We start from the raw sequence: 18,484 nt of genomic DNA, 5'->3' as shown, positions 1-18,484 counted from the left end.
TCTTCACCTATCCGATCGTTTTTCGTAATGACGAAGCTGGGATATGCATTTGTTCTCTATACTTCGCCACTGTTCTTCGAGAAATAACAATTTCATGCTCTTCTTCTAATAATTTTGAAATCTTTTGATCTGAGAGTGGCTTTTTCTTATTCTCTGCTTCCACAAGCGTTTGAATAAACTGTTTCACTCGCTTCGTTGAAACTGCCTCATCCTCTGTCGTCGAAATTGCATTACTAAAGAACGATTTCATCTCAAATAAACCGTGTGGCGTTTGCACATACTTATTTCTTGTTGCACGACTAATCGTAGACTCATGTACACTTAGCTCTTCCGCCACCTCTTTTAAAGCGAGAGGCTTCAAATACGCTGGACCTTCCCAAAAGAAATCACGTTGTTTTTCCATAATAATCGTCATCACTTGCAGAAGTGTTTGTTTTCTCTGTTTCAAACTGCGCATAATCCATTGCACATGCTGATACTTTTCTGATACGTAAGATGCTACTTCACTTTCACTATTATTAAGAAGCGCACTATATTCAGAATGAATTTCAATTCTCGGCATATTTCTCTCATTCATTTGTAAAACGAGGCGATCGCCATCTTTTTTCACCGCCATATCAGGCACAATATAAAGTGGTTTATCTGAAGAAAACGCAAGACCTGGTTTTGGTTGTAATGACGTTATACAATTTACCGCACTCTGTAATTCCTCATTACTACATTTCAACACTTGAACGAGCTTTCGCCAATCTTTCTTCACAAAATAAGCGAAATGATCTTCTACAACCTCTTCTGCTAATCCATTCCGCCTTTGTAAGCGCTTCAATTGCAGGGTTAAACATTCCTGAATATTACGCGCCCCTACCCCTGCTGGTTCCAGTGATTGGACAAGCTCTACAGAGCGGTCGACTACATGAATATGCGCAGAAAGGAGCTCTGCTAACTCTTCATTCGTTTCTTGTAAATATCCATTTCCATCCATGTTCATAATAATGAAAGAAGCTACTTTTCGCTCTTCTTCATCTATTTTATAATACTGTATTTGATTTAATAAATGTTGCTGAATCGTTGTAGAATCCACACTGTAGATCTCCATCTGATTCTCGACTTGTTTGCTGGTACTTTTACTGTTGTTAGAGCTCTTTTTCTTCTCCCTCTCAAAACCACCTAACTCAATAAGGGGATTCTCTAACGATTGCTCATACAAAAACTCCGATAATTCTTGTACATTATACTGAAGCATTGTAATCGCTTGCCTTAACTCTTGTGTCATTGCCAAACGTAAGCTTTGTTCTTGTAAAAGACTTGCCTTCAAACTAATCTCCCCCTTGTTTCTATTGTACAATAAGTTTGGTAAAAGGAGAATGCTATCACAGACACCCATTCCAAAATATTATTAATTTATATGTATTAATGAGATTTACAACTTACAACCTAAATTTGAATAATATTGAAAGAAAATAATAAAGTTAAAAATCATCACCAAGTACTAATAGTAAATCTTATTAGTAGATATAACAAGAGGTAAATAAAAAAAGTCCTAACCTACAAAACGTAAGTTAGGACTTTCTAACGCGCCCAGAGGGATTCGAACCCCCGGCAGACGTGGTACCGGAAACCACCGCTCTATCCGACTGAGCTATGGGCGCATGATTATAGAAAACACTTCATTTTCTCTTCATAATAATAGCAATAAAAACCATTTAAATCAATAAAAACTCTTTGATAGCACATTATATATACGCTTTTTGTCTGCATAAAAAAGCCCCCTAATTTCTACATTTAGGAGGCACTTCTTACCCATTTTATTTATCTAGTTTCTCTTTAATCTCTTTTGGAATTTCATTCGGCTGTACTTCTTGGTATGTTTCAATATATTCACCTTTTGTTTTAACCTTTACATACGCTCCTTCTCGAAGCCCACGAGGTGCATAAAACTTAACGTCTCTTCCTTCACCAGAAGCGTAATAACCAGTAAGTTTATAGTCTCCAGCTACCTCTCCAACTGTAGATAATCGGCCAGATTCTTTCGCTTTTACATATACAAATTCTTCTTTCACAAGCGGATTATATCTATCAGTCACCTCATTATGAGAAAAGCTTGCCACACCAATAACTAATATAAAAAGTCCAATTAAACCTAATAATAATTTCTTCATTTTTCTCTCCTTAAAATATCCTTTTAACTCACTTTACTTTCTTTATTCTAGGAGAAAGAGGGTTTTTCCACTATCGCTTTTCCTTACATATTCATTACAAAATTGTAATCCACACATGTAATACCCCTAAATTTTCCAATCATAAATTCACCCCAACTCACAAATTATAATCTTTGAATTGATATTCCAAAGGGGGCTTCATTCAATGACTGTAATTACGAAACTAAAGCAAACTGTTTCTGGATTAAAAAGTGCACAAGCTAGCTTAGAGGGATTCGCTCTTGATACGGATAACCAACAAGCTAAACAACTTTTCCAAACAGCTGCGCAGCAAACACAAACGATTATCGATTCTTTAAACCCACGCGTTGAAGAAGTCCAACAAGAAGAACCACAATACTCACAGCAATAACGAATCAGACTTGCTGTGAAATAGAAAAAGGATGATATGCAGTCATCCTTTTTCTATCACATTACATATTGCAATAGAAATGGAATGATAATTATGCGAAAACTCGGCCTCATAACCGCATTATTTGCACTTCTATTTAGCTCTTTTACCGGATGTGATAATAGTCCTTTAGATAAAAAAGTGAAAGAAGAAGCAAAACGAACGGAGAAAGAAAAAGGTCCAAAGTTAACAAAGACGAGTACGGAATCCTTTAATCAATCTATATCACAAGGAGCGAAGAAAAGAGCTCTCGCTATGGATGAAATTACAAAAAGCACAGCAGTAAACTCAAATTTAGATCTCTACATAGCAGTTACACCGGAGCATCACGAAAGGTTTGGATTAAAACCTCTACGTAAGAAGCTTCAAAAGCAGCTAAGTGATGAGCACCCTACTTTCGATGTTCGTGTAAGTACAGATAAAAAAATCTTTATGTTACTCGAAAAGCTCGAAAGAAAGATTAAGGACAAAAAAGTATCTAAAGATGAGATTAATAAGCAATTAAAATTCATTGGTAAAAAAATGGAGTCTAACACTTAACGCTTTTTAAAAGAAAAGGAAGGATTGCAATGTCTAGTAAAGATAAAAACTTAACCCCTGTACAACAGGAGTATAAAAAATTCGAGCAAGAACGCGAACCGAAACGACCTGTCTTAAAAAATTGTATAAAAGCCTTTTTCGTCGGTGGTTTTATTTGCTTCATAGGACAACTAATCTCTACTTTTTATATTACGTATTTCGATTTCACTGAACGTTCGGCAGGAAATCCAACCGTCGCAACTCTTATTTTCATTTCTATGTTACTAACTGGTTTCGGTATATATGATCGTTTTGGGCAGTTTGCTGGTGCAGGTACAGCTGTACCTGTTACTGGATTTGGTAACTCTGTTATTGCAGCATGTATCGAACACCGAACGGAAGGATTCGTCCTTGGCGTTGGCGGCAATATGTTTAAACTAGCTGGTTCTGTTATTTTATTTGGTGTATTTTCCGCTTTCGTCATCGCACTTATTAAAACGATTCTCGTTCAATGGGGAGGACTATAAATGTTACAAGGACACCGAACGTGGGTATTTGAAAACAAACCAGTCATTATCTCAACAGGGGTTGTCGGTGGACCATTTGAAGCAAAGGGGAACATCCCAGAAGACTTCGATATCCTTCATGAAGATTTATGGCTCGGACAAGATTCCTATGAAAAAGCACATAAGATTTTATTCGAAGAAGCTTGTAGCCGTGCTACTGAAAAAGCAGAACTTCGTAAAGATGATATTCAATTTGTACTCGCAGGAGATTTAATTAATCAAATTACCCCTACAAGCTTTGCTTGCCGGACACTTGGCACTCCTTATCTCGGATTATTCGGAGCTTGTTCTACTTCTATGGAAGGTTTAGCACTTGGGGCAAGTATCGTAAATGCAAAAGGCGCAAAATATTTATTAACTGGTGCATCCAGTCATAATACAGCTGTAGAAAAACAATTCCGCTATCCTACCGAATACGGCGGACAAAAGCCACCTACTGCACAGTGGACAGTAACCGGAGCAGGAGCCGCCATTTTAAGCGATACCGGACACGGCCCTAGGGTAACATCTGCCACAATTGGACGAGTTATTGATATGGGATTAACAGATCCTTTTAATATGGGAGGCGCAATGGCTCCAGCTGCAGTCGATACAATCGAAGCCCATTTACGCGAACGACAAATCGATGCCTCTTACTATGACCTAATCGTGACCGGTGATCTTGGTCATGTCGGTCGCGAAATTGCTTACGATTTACTACATAAGCATGGAACAAAAGTAACGAGCGAACAGTTTCAAGATTGCGGAATTATCATTTATAGAGAAGGACAACCTGTCATAGCCGGCGCTAGCGGGCCTGGATGTTCTGCAACCGTCGTGTACGGTCACTTATTAAATCGAATGAAAAGAGGAGAGTTCAAAAAAATACTTGTCGTTGCGACAGGCGCTTTACTATCTCCACTTACATTCCAACAAGAAGAAACGATTCCGTGTATCGCTCACGCCGTTTCGATTGAATTTGGAGGTGCAACGCAATGATTTTTTTCTGGGCTTTCGTCATTGGTGGACTCATATGTGTAATCGGACAACTTATGTTTGATGTCGGCAAGCTAACACCAGCTCATACAATGGCAACACTCGTTGTTGCCGGAGCTATATTAGATGGATTCAATTTGTATGAACCTTTAATTGATTTCGCTGGAGCTGGTGCAACTGTACCTATTACAAGCTTCGGTAACGCCCTCGTTCATGGTGCGATGGAAGAAGCTGCAAAACATGGTATTGTTGGCGTCATTACCGGCATGTTTAAAGTAACGAGCGCCGGCGTATCCGCAGCTATTATTTTTGGTTTCATAGGAGCATTGTTATTTAAACCGAAAGGATAAGGAGTGTTTGTATGACTGTTATCGCTAGCGTAAAAACTTGCCTTGCTAGTGTAAGAGGAGCTCAAGCAAGTTTAAGCTCGCTTTCATTAAATTCACAAGACGACGAATCCAAACGTGTATTTCATGAATGTATGTTAGAAATGGATAGCGTCATCGCTGATTTACAGAATAGAGTTTCAGTATTAGAACGTGAAGAACCTCAATATAAAGGGTTTTAAGTAGACTGGAGGAAATGACTATGTCTCACCTGCCGGAATGGACACTTGTCATTCTTCGCTCTGTATTCATATTAATTATTTTATTTGCTATTACGAAATGGTTAGGGAAAAGACAAATCTCTCAGCTCTCCTTTTTTGAATACATTGCCGGAATGACAATCGGTGACATCGCTGCCCAAGTATCTACAGGGCTCGATTCGAAATTTTTCCACGGCGTCTTTGCGATACTCATTTTCGCTGCGGTACCTTTTTTCACAGGAATCCTCTCCTTAAAGAACAAAACAGCTCGGGATTTTTTTGAAGGGAAATCTACCGTATTAATAAAAGATGGAAAGATACTCGAAGATAACTTAAAGAAAGAAAAATATACGAGTGACGAATTACTTGAACTACTCCGAGGAAAAAGTGCGTTCAGCGTAGCGGAAGTCGAATTTGCTGTCTTAGAACCGAGCGGAGAATTAAATGTACTATTAAAGAAAGATTCTCAGCCACTTACAGCAAAAGACATCGGTTTAAAAGTACCAAACGAAAAAGAACCGCAAACTGTTATTATGGATGGAAATGTACTAGATGAACCTCTATCCTCCAGTGGACATAACCGCGCTTGGTTACATGCTGAACTAGAAAAACTCGGTGTTGTTATTGAAAATGTCTTTCTCGGTCAAGTCAATTCATACGGACAACTCACTATCGACATTTACAATGACAAACTTCAAATGCCTTCTCCTCAAAACAAACCTTTATTATTAGCATCTTTAAAAAAATGTCATGCTGATCTTGAACTATTTTCCCTAGAAACAAAGTCGAAATCAGCAAGTGAAATGTATAGTAAAAACGCGAAACAAATCGAAAAAATTTTAAATAAAGTAACCTATCTTTTAAAAGACTAATTATCGAAAGAACGCTTCAGTTAAAAGGCGTTCTTTTCTGTTTTTCTCCAGTTTTCATAACGTTTAAATTTACGTAATTCGGTTATGATGTTGAAGATACATAAGCAGGGAATTTCGAAAACATAGCGAATATTTCATGGTACAACTACATATTTTTTTGATTTAAAGTGGTTTCGTTTGACCTTTATTGACCATAATTGTATTATAAGACTAAGAAAGCTTTAGAAGGAGGAAATAACAGATGAATTTAATTCCTACAGTAATTGAACAAACAAATCGTGGAGAACGCGCTTACGATATTTACTCTCGACTATTAAAGGACCGCATCATTATGCTTGGTAGTGCAATTGATGACAACGTAGCTAACTCAATCGTTTCCCAGCTTTTATTCTTGGAATCTCAAGATCCAGAAAAAGATATTCACATCTACATCAACAGCCCTGGTGGTTCTATCACAGCGGGTATGGCAATCTATGATACAATGCAGTTTATTAAACCACAAGTATCAACAATCTGTATCGGTATGGCTGCATCTATGGGTGCATTCTTACTTGCAGCAGGTGAAAAAGGAAAACGTTATGCACTTCCAAACAGTGAAGTAATGATTCACCAACCACTTGGTGGAGCACAAGGTCAAGCGACTGAAATCGAAATCGCTGCAAAACGTATCCTATTCTTACGTGAAAAGCTAAACCAAATTCTTGCTGACCGCACTGGTCAACCACTTGAAGTACTACAACGCGATACAGATCGCGACAACTTCATGACAGCAGAAAAAGCTTTAGAATACGGTTTAATCGATAAGATCTTTACAAATCGTTAATAAATTAAAAGCGAAAGCGGCTCGTTCAGAATGGGAGGAGGATGGAGCTTCTGACAAAGAGGTGCTTTTTACCTCGACGGAAGAAGCGAAGCCACCGACCATTCTAGCCGCTGGAGCTGGATATAACTAAAAGTGGAAGCGCCCTATAATTGGGCGCTTCTTTTATATATTGTTCCCCGCTCACATACCCCATCAAGTATCTCTCTAAATATATCAACGATTTTTCAATTATATCGAACAAAACTCAAATTATATCAACGATTTTTTTAATATATCAACGGTTCGACACAACATATCGATTTACCGACAATCTCCGACAAGGACAAATCAGCTAAATACCCCTCCCCGCTAATCCGCACAAACAACAAAACAAAAAAACTATCGCATATACGCGATAGCTCTTTATTGTACATATGCAGCTAATGCTTCTAAAGCCTCTTCTGCATCTGAACCTTCTGTTGTAATTGTTATCATGCTTCCAGTTCCAATTGCTAAGCTCATAATCCCCATTATGCTCTTTGCATTTACTGTCTTTCCATCTTTCTCAATAAAGATATCTGCATGAAAGCGATTTGCCTCTTGTACAAACAACGCAGCCGGACGTGCTTGTAAACCGTTTTTTAATGAAACCTGAACTCGTTTTTGAACCACAGCTCCATTTCCCCTTTAACCTCTTATTTTTTTGCTACCGTTTCCCCCGCGCGTAATTTCTCTGCAATTTCATCGATTTTACGCAAACGATGATTAATACCCGATTTACTAATTTTCCCCCCGGATACCATCTCACCTAACTCTTTCAATGTTACATCTTGATAATCTCTTCGTAGTTGCGCAATCTCTTGTAGTTTATCTGGCAATATATCAAGACCAACCGTCTCATCAATATAGCGGATATTTTCAATCTGCCTTAGCGCTGCACCAATTGTTTTATTTAAATTAGCTGTTTCGCAGTTCACTAAACGATTTACGGAATTACGCATATCACGTACGATTCGAATATCTTCAAACCTTAAAAGCGCATTATGAGCACCAATAATATTTAAAAATTCCGTAATTTTCTCCGCTTCTTTCAAATACGTAATGTACCCTTTTCTTCTTTCCAACGTCTTACTATTTAAATCAAATCCGTTCATCAGTTCACATATAGCATCATTATGTTCCTTATATAACGAAAAGATCTCTAAATGATAAGATGATGTTTCTGGGTTATTTACTGAACCACCTGCTAAAAATGCACCGCGTAAATACGATCGTTTACAACACTTCTTCTCAATCAATTCTTGTGATATATTTCGAATAAATGAAAAGTCATCTCGAACGATATGAAGATCGGCTAATATTTCGCGAGACTTCTCAACAAGCCTTACGATATATACATTATTTTTCTTCAATCGCATTTTTTTACGAACAAGTAATTCTACCGTCACATCATATCCTTTTTTCAAAAGCGTATAAATCCTTCTTGCAATTGCCGCATTTTCTGTTTGAATATCTATAGATAGACGACGGTTTGAAAAAGAAAGCGATCCGTTCATTCGAAGTAACGCCGATAATTCTGCTTTCTCACAGCATTCTTTCACTTCAAGATTCGTCAACTCTTTCTTTGTTTCTGATGCAAATGACACAGTCAACACCTCCTTATACGATTATTATGGAACAAAATTCTTGTCCTATATGAATGAGGAGCGCTACCTCAAACGAGGCAACGCATATTTATAACAATGAATATAAAATCGAAGCTAACTTTAACGTATCATGCCTTACAACACGATCATCATACTTCGCTAATCCCTCTTGAATAACATCAATATTATTTTCAGCAAAACGTTCTTCATCCACTACAACTGGTGTAGACATTTCTTCTTCATATAACTTACGTAATTCACAAGGAATCTCACGGTTATTTACAATTGCAGTATTGATAAATGGTTGCCCTAAATGATCGTGTAACGCCTGCACATGATCAAAAGCAGTATATCCCATCGTTTCACCCGCTTGTGTCATAACATTACATACATATACCTTCTTCGCCTTTGCAGCAAGAACAGCGTCCCCAATTTTGTTAACAACTAAGTTGGGTAATATACTCGTATACAAACTTCCTGGGCCGAAAACAAGTAAATCAGCTCGTTTAATCTCAGCCAACGTTTCATGCAATGGCTCTACATCTTCTGGAGTTAAAAAGACACGATTAATCTTCTTTCCGTAATAAGGAATCTTTGATTCACCTGTGACAATTTCTCCATCTTCAAGTTCCGCATGAAGTACCGCACTTTGATTCGCTGCTGGTAATACACGTCCTCTGACATTTAATACTTTACTTGTTTCCGTAATTGCATGGAAAAAGTCTCCCGTAATCGAGGTCATACCTGCCAACAATAGATTTCCTAACGCATGACCTTTCAGTCCGTCTCCTGTTGTGAAACGGTGCTGAAATAAAGCTTCCACCAGTGGCTCTACATCCGATAACGCAACAAGTACGTTACGGATGTCACCTGGAGGTGGAATTTCTAGCTCATCACGTAATCTACCCGAACTGCCACCATCATCAGCGATTGTAACAACTGCTGTAATATCAACAGGATATTGCTTTAATCCTCTTAATAAAACAGAAAGTCCAGTCCCGCCTCCCATGATGACAATTTTAGGCTTTCTCTCTTTTTTCATCCCTTAATGGCCCTTTCTCTTCTCCACATCACGATGAGATACATGAACACTATACTCTGGTTTCAAATGTTTCCCAAGGTATTCTGTAAGCGTAACAGAACGATGCTGTCCACCTGTACATCCAATTGCAATTACAAGTTGACTTTTGCCTTCTCTTTTATAATGAGGCAGCATGAAAGTAATCAGATCCGTCAACTTCTCTAAAAACTTATGTGTCTCATTAAATTTCAGTACATAAGAAGAAACTTCTTCATCTAGTCCTGTTAATGGCTTCATATGTGGAATGTAATATGGATTTGGTAAAAAACGAACATCAAATACTAAATCTGCATCAATTGGAATACCGTACTTAAATCCAAATGACATAACATTTACACGAAATGCTTGCTCAGTTTCTGTTGAGAATAAGTGAACAATTTTTTCACGTAATTCTTTCGGTTTTAAATCCGATGTATCAAGCACAATATTCGCTCGTGCCTTCATATCTGTTAATAAATTGCGCTCTGCTTCGATTCCCTTTAACGGCAAACCCGTTGGTGCAAGTGGATGCGAACGTCTCGTTTCTTTATAACGAGTTACAAGCGTACTATCTTTCGCATCTAAAAATAAAATATGAGGAATAATCCATGTACGTTCTGATAAATCATCAAGTGCTCCCCATAAATGTTCGAAAAACTCGCGGCCACGTAAATCAATACCAAGTGCCACTTTATTCATTTTCCCTTTTGAATCCGCCATAAGCTCAATAAACTTTGGCAATAACATCGGTGGTAAATTATCTACACAAAAATATCCTAAATCTTCAAAACTTTGTAAAGCTACTGTTTTTCCAGCTCCAGACATCCCTGTAATAATTACCATTTTTATATCATTATTCTCTGTCATCGTATCCTCTCCTTGACGGTTTAACTCGGATCTAATCGATATGAAAGCAACTCAAAATCTGGGGTATATACAAATGTACCGTAGATTATGCCATTTCCTTTAATTAAATAATCAATAATGTGATAATCTCCTGGCGCCATTGCTAAATCATCAATTTTATCAAATGTATGCCAACCAATGATGCCTTCTTCGCTCTCTAGTTTGTTTTCTCCTGCAAAATCTGTCGCTAAAAAGGAGAACATCATCCATTCAGAAACAACTTTATCACCTTCTTGGATGACAAAGGTGAAGACCCCCTTTAACGCTGGTTTTTTCAAATAAATACCTGTTTCTTCGCGATATTCGCGAACAACGGAATCTCTTACAGTCTCACCACGCTCCATTTTCCCGCCTGGTGCAACCCACCAATTTCGGCGAGGTTTTTGGAGTAAGAGTACTTCATTATCTCTAATTAACACACAGTTTGTCACTCTTTGCATGTTTCTTCACCTCAGCTACTTGCAGTAAAATTCCTCACTGCATACTTCTTTCATTATACTATCAAAAACAGTTTGCTACAACGAAGGAGCCAGTCCTCTTTCGCTAAGCATATGCTACTCAACAATTTTAAAAAAGCTTTCCATAACAAGCAATGTAAATGCTTAGACTTTTAATGAATAGCATGAAAAATCCCCTTAACGATTTTTATCGCCAAGGGGATTAAAGCCCTTATTTCTTACCGAAATAAGTAACAATCGCAAATCCTAAAATAAAGGTAATAATTGAACTTATAATTGAAAATCCACCGGTCGGAATCCCAGGGAATACAATTACAATCGAACCGATTACAAGTCCAATAATTGCCGCAAATGTCATACTTTTATAACGATCTAATAAAAAACTAATGCCTTTACTACTTACAACGAACCCTACCATAACACCAGCACCGATAACCACGATTAAAGGTAAGTTAAGTGTAGTTAAAGCGTTAATTGCTGTTGGATACACACCAATAATTAATAAAATAAACGATCCACTAATCCCAGGAAGTAGCATAGCCATACTAGCCATCCATCCTGCGAAAAATAAACCAATTGCATTTAAAATTGTTAACGTCGTAATTGGATCTGCTGCCTTATCTGGTTTAAAGAAAGCTGTGATCGCAACAAGAATTGCTGCAACTATTAATAAAACAATGTGCTTACCTTTAAACGACGACTTTGCATCAGCTTCTCTCATTAACATCGGTAATATACTAATAATTAAACCGAGGAAGAAAAATTGAGTCGGTTCATAATGATTTGCAAGTAAATATTTAATAACATGACTTAACGTTAAAAACGCTGCTGCCACACCAGCTGCAAGTGGAATTAAAAACCCTAAATGTTTTTTCCATTCACGACTAAAGAATCCACTAATTGCCGCAAGCAATTGTTCATAAATCCCTAACACAACAGCGATTGTACCGCCGCTCACACCAGGAATTAAATCACTAACGCCCATACAAAATCCACGATATATATTACGCCATTCCATACTGAATAAATTCCTCATTTCTTATAGTGATTTTTTCCGTAAAGTCCAGTATATCAATAAGAAAGCTTATAATCCTTATATTTTTTGACGAAATTTTGACATTTTCACACAAAAAAAGAAGAAAGCTCCTGTCGGTAGCTTTCTTCTCGCAAGGTATATTATCCCTTATTTTTCTGATACAGTTTTTAATTCCTCTAATAATTCTTCTACGTAATGTTGTGCGCTTTGTGCTGCGATACTACCGTCACCTGTTGCAGTTACAATTTGACGAAGCATTTTTTCACGAACATCACCAGCTGCGAAAATACCAGGAATTTTCGTTTCCATACGTTCGTTCGTTTCAAGGTAACCATTTTCATTTGTAATACCTAATTCAACAAATGGTTTTGATAATGGTAACATACCGATGTATACGAATACGCCGTCAGTTTTGACTTCTTTCTCTTCTCCACTGTTTACGTCTACAAGTGTTACACTTCCTACTTTACCACTTGCTTCGTTAATTTCTTTTATAGTGTGGTTCCAAATGAAATCTACTTTTTCGTTTTGGAAAGCACGATCTTGTAAAATTTTCTGTGCACGAAGCGTGTCACGACGGTGAACGATCGTTACTTTTGATGCGAAGCGTGTTAAGAACACACCCTCTTCAACAGCAGAATCTCCGCCGCCAATTACGATAAGTTCTTTTCCTTTAAAGAATGCCCCGTCACATACTGCACAATATGATACACCGCGGCCGCCAAGTTCTGTTTCACCCGGTACACCAATTTTTTTATACTCTGCACCGCTTGCAACGATAATTGCACGTGCTTTATATTCTTTTTTACCAGCAATAATTGTTTTGTATTCTTTACCATCGATGACTTCTTTCACATCACCGTATGCATATTCAGCACCAAATTTCTTCGCATGCTCGAACATTTTATTTGATAAGTCTGGTCCTAAAATAGACTCATAACCTGGGTAGTTTTCTACATCTTCTGTGTTTGCCATTTGGCCACCTGGAATACCACGCTCAAGCATTAATGTGCTTAAATTTGCACGAGATGTATATACTGCAGCTGTCATACCAGCTGGTCCTGCACCAATAATAACGACATCATAAATTTTTTCTTCTGACACACTATTCACTCCTATCCATTCCTACACAATTAAGTTACCCTCATTATACTGTTAGCATCATTTTTTTCCCAATGATTTGCTTATCTTATGTGTGCGTACGCTTAACAGCTTGCACATACTTTCGGACAGTCGCTACAGATACATTATATACATCTCCAAGCTCCGACTGTGTCATTTTATTTCCTTGTTCGCCGCGTACAATGTATTCAATCGCAGCTGACCAGCCGTACACATTTGTAAATATGTCTCCAGATGTATATAAACGTATGAACGTACAAAACCAAAAGTGTAAACACTCTTCAATTAATTCATCATCTTTTTTCGTATAATTGTATAATGCATCCGCGATTCGTACGCACTGCTCAAATTGTTGTAAATCAGCTGGAATACTCTTATGACTATTAAGTAAAAAGAAGTACTTTGCAAGTTGCGATACGATGGGAACACCGTTCTTCGCTTGCGTTATATCAAAGAAGAATCCAACCTTCTCCGGCGTTGACAATTCGTTCATTAAATATAAAGCTAGCATTTGTTCTTCTAACGTCGCACTTTGCTGAAATGATTTTCGTAATTCTTCAAATAACACGTTTTGTCCTTCATCTGCTAAATTCAGCGCATTCCACGGTTCTTTTCCCTTTTTATCAGGATGCAATTCCACGACATGTTGCCACATTTTTTCAGCTAGTTGCTGATCTTTCACCATATAAGCAGAATATGCAAACCAATAATAAAAACTAACGTCTCCTTCGTATCCTTGACGCTTTAATAGTTTGAACCATTTATATGCATGCTCAAAATAACCAATTGTTGCAAGTGTAGTTCCCAATTTCAAACGATGTTCAAATGAAATCGGATATACTGAAACTAGCTGTCCCGCTAACGCTTCTACTTGTTTATGCTCTCCAATTGAATATAGAAAAATAAGCGTATTACAAAGCGCATGTATATTACCAGGATTTTTCTCTAAAATCATTTCTGTTAACTTCAGTGCTTTGTCTACATTACCCGATTGAAAATGTGCAATGGCTAAATTATTATGACCTGACCAAAATTCCGGATAATCTTTCGTAACAATTTCTAATGTAGCAATTGCTTCTTCCAATTGTCCATTACGAATATAGCGATTCGCTTCTTCCTGCATAACAATTAAATCATCTTCATCTTCAATCTCTTCCGCACCCATTGCTTCTTCTTCCATAATCTCAAGAAGTTCTAATGTATCTTCTACGAATTCCTTCTCTTTTGCAACTTCTAAATAACGATCCGCATATTTCTTCGCCTGTTGAAATAACCCCATATATGCATAATTATTTGCAATAAAATAATAGCACTGTTCAAGTTCTGGATTAGATCTAACTAACTTTAAGAAGATTTGATTCGATTCTTGATATTCACCAGCCTCAGATAATACTGTTGCTAATTGACATAAAATAAACGGCTCCTTCTCACTTTGTGCCGCTCTTCGAAAATATTTAATTGCATCTTGCAATTTTTGCCCTTTGTAAGCTCTCATCCCTTTTTTATAAAAGAATTCCGCTAATTGATTAAAAGAGATAACTTGTCCGTTCTCCTTATATATCCTTTGATTTTTCCCCATATATCCTCCAGTTTTTTGTTTTCTTCGTTCACACATTCTTCTATCTATAAGTATAAACGATTCCGTAAAAAACAAAACAGTATATTATACTCAATTATTTCCTTTTTATTCATAAAAAAAGAGGAGAAATGTTACATTTTCACCATGAACCTTCTCTTGCGATCATTTGCTCTTTCGTATAAATAATACGCATTGGATTTCCACCTACGAAAGCACCGCTCGGTACATCTCTATGAACAAGCGTGCCAGCTGAGACAGTCGCACCGTCTCCAATTTTCACACCTGGTAATATTGTTACATTCGCTCCAATCATCACTTCATTTCCAATGACGATTTCCCCAAGTCGATATTCACGAATTAAATATTCATGTGCTAAAAGCGTTGTGTTATAGCCAATAATCGAATTCTCTCCCACAGTTATCTTTTCCGGGAACATAATATCCGGCATTACCATAAGCGCAAATGATGTTTTCTTTCCTACTTTCATCCGTAAAAAAGTACGGTACAACCAATTCTTCACAGATAAAAATGGTGTGTAACGCGCAATTTGGATAATAATAAAGTTTTTCATTACCTTCCAAAAAGACACTGTTTTATACACATTCCATAATGAATTTTCTCCTGAAACAGGATAGCGCGTTGTCCGTCGCACTTAGCTCGCTCCTCTACTAACTTACTTGGACCTTTATGAACGGTTCATATTAGACAAAATCGGTAGCAAATCACTCATTTTATCTAGCATAAAGTCCGGCTTGTAAGCCTCTAAATACGCTCTACCTTTCAGCGTCCATGAAACCGCAGCTGTTTTCGTCCCCGCATTTTGACCACCGACAATATCATGATGATTATCTCCAACCATCAATGCCTCTTCTGGTTTTGCATCTAATAATTCAAGCGCTTTTTGAAGTGGCTCTGGATGTGGTTTCACATGCTCTACATCATCAATTGTCACGACAACATCAAAAAATTCATCAAGCTTTGACAACTGTAATCCCATCTCAACGGTTTGTCTCGCTTTCGTTGTAACAATACCAACTTTATAACCTTGCTTCTTCAACTCTCGAACTGTTTCATATACAGTTTCATATTCTTCTACTAATTCATCATGATGATCATGGTTAAATTCGCGATAACTTGTAATCATCTCTTCAACCTTACTTTCATCAATCTTACTGAAAGTATCATGCAAAGATGGACCGATAAATGGCAACACATCTTCACGCTTATATTGATTTGGATAATACGTATTTAAAGTATGTAAAAAAGAAGAAATAATAAGTTCGTTTGTATTAATTAAAGTTCCATCTAAATCAAATAACACTGTATTTATTCTCATTGCCTTAGTCCTTTCGCCTTCCTGAATATGAAAGAAGCAGCATCTTATAATAAGATGCTACTTTTCTCTAATTTTCCGAATATCTTTTATCAGCTTGCCCCATTTTTCGTCTCACAATAATGAAAATAATAGAAATAACAACAAGTCCAATTGACATTACTTGTGCAATACGAAGTGGTCCTAGCATTAAACTATCAGTACGTAAGCCTTCTACGAAGAAGCGTCCTACTGAATACCAAATTAAATATGTGAAGAATAATTCCCCGCGGCGTAAATTCACTTTTCTTAATGCAAGTAGTAAAATTACACCTGCAAAATTCCATAATGATTCATATAAAAACGTCGGATGATAGTACACACCCTCAATATACATTTGATTAATAATGAAATCTGGTAAATGAAGACCTTCTAAAAACTGTCTCGTTACTTCATCACCATGCGCCTCTTGGTTCATAAAATTTCCCCATCGGCCAATTGCTTGTCCTAGTAAAATACTTGGTGCAGCAATATCCGCCAACTTCCAGAATGAAACCCCGCGTCGCTTTGCAAAAAGAATCCCTGTAATAACCGCTCCGATTAAACCACCATGAATCGCCAAGCCACCTTGACGAATATTAATAATTTGACTCGGGTTTTGCGCGTAATATTCCCATTCAAAAATAACATAGTACATTCTCGCAAATAGAATAGCGATCGGTACTGCAATTAATACAAGGTCAACAAATGTATCTTTTGGAATACCTAGCCTTTCTCCCTCGCGAGTTGCTAGCCAAAGACCTAATAGCACACCTGTACCGATAATAATCCCGTACCAATAAACAGGAAACGGCCCAAGTTGGACAGCTACGCGGTCAAGCTGCGGTACAGAACCTAACAGCATATGTATGACCTCCCTCTCCAATGTTTACTCCTGATTCCCTAACTCAATCGCACTCATTAATCGTTCTGAGAACTGCTGTGCTGCATTGACTCCCATACGCTTTAAACGGAAGTTCATCGCTGCTACTTCAATAATAACAGCCAAGTTTCGACCAGGACGAACTGGAAGTGTAATCTTCGTAAGTTCTGTATCAATAATTTTCATCTTCTCTTCATCAAGACCTAAGCGATCATAGTTTTTCTTTTGATCCCAAATTTCAAGATTAATAACAAGTGTAATACGCTTATAATTTCGCACTGCCCCTGCACCGAATAACGTCATAACGTTAATGATACCTAGACCACGAATTTCTAATAAATGCTCAATTAAATCTGGTGAGCTTCCTACTAATGTGTCTTCATCTTCTTGGCGAATTTCTACACTATCATCCGCAACAAGGCGGTGACCACGCTTCACAAGTTCAAGAGCTGTCTCACTTTTACCAACACCACTTTGACCTGTAATTAAAACACCAACACCGTAAATATCTACTAATACACCATGAACAGCAGTTGTTGGTGCTAGCTTACCTTCTAAATAATTAGTTAAACGACTTGATAATCTCGTTGTCGTTTGAGAAGAACGTAATAAAGGCATGCCTGATTCACGTGATGCCTGTAATAACTCATCTGGTACATCTTGATTACGAGTTATAATAATACATGGCGTCTCCTCGGTACAAAGCGCTTTCATTCTCTCTTGTTTTTGCTCTGTTGTTAACGTATCAAAGAACGTAAGCTCCGTTTTTCCAAGAAGCTGCACGCGATCAGCTGGATAATATGTAAAGAATCCTGCCATTTCAATTCCAGGTCGTGATAAATCACTTGTATCAATCGGACGATGAATTCCTTCCTCACCACTTATTAACTCCAATTGAAATTGTTCAATTAAATCTTTTGTCCTTACTTTTGGCATATGTATAAACCTCCACTCCGCTGCGGGTTCAGTCTCGTTTGATGTAAAATTCCATTCTACCGGATATTGTACCATTTTTTTCTGGAAACAAGAAATACGGTTTCTAATAAATAGAAAAAAACATTTCATACGAATAATGAAATGTTTTTCTTTTTGTCATTTTCTCTTTTTTTCATATAGAGGTTCCACAATTGCCTTTTCAATAATCATATTAAAAATTGAAATACAAATTGCGGCAACAATCGCTACACCAAATCCTGATATATTAAAAGCATCTCCTAATAATGAATCTGCTATTTTTAACGTAATCGCATTAATAACAATTAAGAAGAAGCCGAAAGTTACAACAGTAATTGGTAGCGTAATTAAAATTAAAAACGGCTTTACGAACACATTTAAAACCGCCAATATAATACTCGCAATAATTGCAGTTTGTATATTTGCTACGTAAAATGCATCTGGTGCAATCCCTTTTAAAAGCCCCGATACAGCGATTAACACAACGCTATTTACAAGAAGTGATACAATCCATCTCATTTTCTTACACATCCTTTTGACATATATATTTCATCATACG

At 37.3% G+C, this 18,484-nt stretch carries 23 protein-coding genes and 1 tRNA gene; 8 read left to right on the top strand and 16 right to left on the bottom strand.

The features are described from left to right. Positions 1-7: 7 nt before the first annotated feature. The 3 genes from rpoN to ACODS7_RS05110 all read right to left on the bottom strand — a co-directional run bounded on the left by rpoN (position 8) and on the right by ACODS7_RS05110 (position 2,159). Entirely contained in the window at positions 8-1,315 is a 1,308-nt protein-coding gene (gene rpoN / locus ACODS7_RS05120; protein WP_098535815.1) for an RNA polymerase factor sigma-54, read from the bottom strand. Positions 1,316-1,573: 258 nt separating this feature from the next. Then, a tRNA-Arg gene (locus tag ACODS7_RS05115) sits at positions 1,574-1,649 on the bottom strand. A gap of 156 nt (positions 1,650-1,805) precedes the next feature. Beyond that, the gene (locus ACODS7_RS05110) at positions 1,806-2,159 is read right to left on the bottom strand and encodes a YxeA family protein (RefSeq protein WP_016513219.1); all 354 of its coding nucleotides are present in this window, start codon (positions 2,157-2,159) and stop codon (positions 1,806-1,808) included. 205 nt (positions 2,160-2,364) lie between these two features. Between ACODS7_RS05110 and ACODS7_RS05105 the strand changes: the two genes are divergently transcribed. From ACODS7_RS05105 to clpP, 8 genes are all read left to right on the top strand, one after another. Next, the gene (locus ACODS7_RS05105; RefSeq protein ID WP_000216166.1) at positions 2,365-2,571 is read left to right on the top strand and encodes a DUF1657 domain-containing protein; all 207 of its coding nucleotides are present in this window, start codon (positions 2,365-2,367) and stop codon (positions 2,569-2,571) included. Between the two features lie 93 nt (positions 2,572-2,664). Continuing rightward, positions 2,665-3,150: a YhcN/YlaJ family sporulation lipoprotein gene (locus ACODS7_RS05100; RefSeq protein ID WP_016079756.1), complete on the top strand. Its 486-nt coding sequence runs from the start codon at positions 2,665-2,667 to the stop codon at positions 3,148-3,150. Between the two features lie 29 nt (positions 3,151-3,179). Further along, on the top strand, positions 3,180-3,656 hold the full coding sequence (gene spoVAC, locus ACODS7_RS05095; protein ID WP_000095399.1) for a stage V sporulation protein AC: 477 nt from the start codon (positions 3,180-3,182) through the stop codon (positions 3,654-3,656). Beyond that, entirely contained in the window at positions 3,657-4,673 is a 1,017-nt protein-coding gene (spoVAD, locus tag ACODS7_RS05090; protein ID WP_000938970.1) for a stage V sporulation protein AD, read from the top strand. Then, a complete protein-coding gene (gene spoVAE, locus ACODS7_RS05085) occupies positions 4,670-5,020 on the top strand; it encodes a stage V sporulation protein AE (RefSeq protein WP_000575919.1) in 351 nt (116 codons plus the stop codon). Before spoVAD ends, spoVAE begins: the two co-directional genes overlap by 4 nt. Positions 5,021-5,031: 11 nt before the next feature. After that, positions 5,032-5,238, top strand: a complete 207-nt coding sequence (locus ACODS7_RS05080) for a DUF1657 domain-containing protein (protein ID WP_016079754.1) — start codon at positions 5,032-5,034, stop codon at positions 5,236-5,238. A gap of 20 nt (positions 5,239-5,258) precedes the next feature. Continuing rightward, on the top strand, positions 5,259-6,128 hold the full coding sequence (locus ACODS7_RS05075) for a DUF421 domain-containing protein (RefSeq protein ID WP_243168290.1): 870 nt from the start codon (positions 5,259-5,261) through the stop codon (positions 6,126-6,128). Between the two features lie 241 nt (positions 6,129-6,369). Next, positions 6,370-6,951 carry an ATP-dependent Clp endopeptidase proteolytic subunit ClpP gene (gene clpP / locus ACODS7_RS05070; RefSeq protein WP_001049162.1) on the top strand — a complete coding sequence of 194 codons (582 nt, stop codon included), beginning with the start codon at positions 6,370-6,372 and terminating at the stop codon, positions 6,949-6,951. 402 nt (positions 6,952-7,353) lie between these two features. Here clpP and ACODS7_RS05065 read toward each other — a convergent pair whose 3' ends face one another. From ACODS7_RS05065 to ACODS7_RS05005, 13 genes are all read right to left on the bottom strand, one after another. Next, entirely contained in the window at positions 7,354-7,602 is a 249-nt protein-coding gene (locus ACODS7_RS05065) for an HPr family phosphocarrier protein (protein WP_000250307.1), read from the bottom strand. Between the two features lie 23 nt (positions 7,603-7,625). After that, on the bottom strand, positions 7,626-8,576 hold the full coding sequence (whiA, locus tag ACODS7_RS05060) for a DNA-binding protein WhiA (RefSeq protein WP_000006566.1): 951 nt from the start codon (positions 8,574-8,576) through the stop codon (positions 7,626-7,628). 88 nt (positions 8,577-8,664) lie between these two features. Further along, on the bottom strand, positions 8,665-9,618 hold the full coding sequence (locus ACODS7_RS05055) for a gluconeogenesis factor YvcK family protein (protein WP_000712187.1): 954 nt from the start codon (positions 9,616-9,618) through the stop codon (positions 8,665-8,667). A gap of 3 nt (positions 9,619-9,621) precedes the next feature. Beyond that, positions 9,622-10,503, bottom strand: coding sequence for an RNase adapter RapZ (gene rapZ, locus ACODS7_RS05050; RefSeq protein WP_000138459.1), 882 nt, complete (start codon positions 10,501-10,503; stop codon positions 9,622-9,624). A gap of 20 nt (positions 10,504-10,523) precedes the next feature. Continuing rightward, positions 10,524-10,982, bottom strand: coding sequence for an NUDIX hydrolase (locus ACODS7_RS05045; RefSeq protein WP_243168291.1), 459 nt, complete (start codon positions 10,980-10,982; stop codon positions 10,524-10,526). A gap of 229 nt (positions 10,983-11,211) precedes the next feature. Further along, a complete protein-coding gene (locus ACODS7_RS05040) occupies positions 11,212-12,018 on the bottom strand; it encodes a DUF368 domain-containing protein (RefSeq protein ID WP_000455196.1) in 807 nt (268 codons plus the stop codon). 165 nt (positions 12,019-12,183) lie between these two features. Beyond that, complete coding sequence (trxB, locus tag ACODS7_RS05035; RefSeq protein WP_001288078.1) at positions 12,184-13,140, bottom strand: thioredoxin-disulfide reductase; 957 nt, start codon at positions 13,138-13,140, stop codon at positions 12,184-12,186. Between the two features lie 85 nt (positions 13,141-13,225). Then, positions 13,226-14,737, bottom strand: a complete 1,512-nt coding sequence (locus ACODS7_RS05030; RefSeq protein WP_016079751.1) for a tetratricopeptide repeat protein — start codon at positions 14,735-14,737, stop codon at positions 13,226-13,228. A 139-nt stretch (positions 14,738-14,876) separates the two neighbouring features. Further along, positions 14,877-15,389 (bottom strand): acyltransferase, encoded by a 513-nt coding sequence (locus ACODS7_RS05025; RefSeq protein WP_016079750.1) that lies wholly within the window; start codon positions 15,387-15,389, stop codon positions 14,877-14,879. Positions 15,390-15,422: 33 nt separating this feature from the next. Next, on the bottom strand, positions 15,423-16,073 hold the full coding sequence (gene ppaX, locus ACODS7_RS05020; protein WP_001222403.1) for a pyrophosphatase PpaX: 651 nt from the start codon (positions 16,071-16,073) through the stop codon (positions 15,423-15,425). A gap of 67 nt (positions 16,074-16,140) precedes the next feature. After that, on the bottom strand, positions 16,141-16,953 hold the full coding sequence (gene lgt, locus ACODS7_RS05015) for a prolipoprotein diacylglyceryl transferase (RefSeq protein ID WP_000924240.1): 813 nt from the start codon (positions 16,951-16,953) through the stop codon (positions 16,141-16,143). Between the two features lie 24 nt (positions 16,954-16,977). Continuing rightward, positions 16,978-17,907, bottom strand: a complete 930-nt coding sequence (gene hprK / locus ACODS7_RS05010; RefSeq protein WP_001127251.1) for an HPr(Ser) kinase/phosphatase — start codon at positions 17,905-17,907, stop codon at positions 16,978-16,980. A gap of 156 nt (positions 17,908-18,063) precedes the next feature. After that, on the bottom strand, positions 18,064-18,444 hold the full coding sequence (locus ACODS7_RS05005; RefSeq protein ID WP_001267308.1) for a phage holin family protein: 381 nt from the start codon (positions 18,442-18,444) through the stop codon (positions 18,064-18,066). Between the last annotated feature and the right edge of the window lie 40 nt (positions 18,445-18,484).

The organism is Bacillus sp. FG16 (assembly GCF_057809515.1).
Note: the sequence above shows the minus strand (reverse complement) of the source record. Positions and strands in the feature narration are given on the sequence as shown.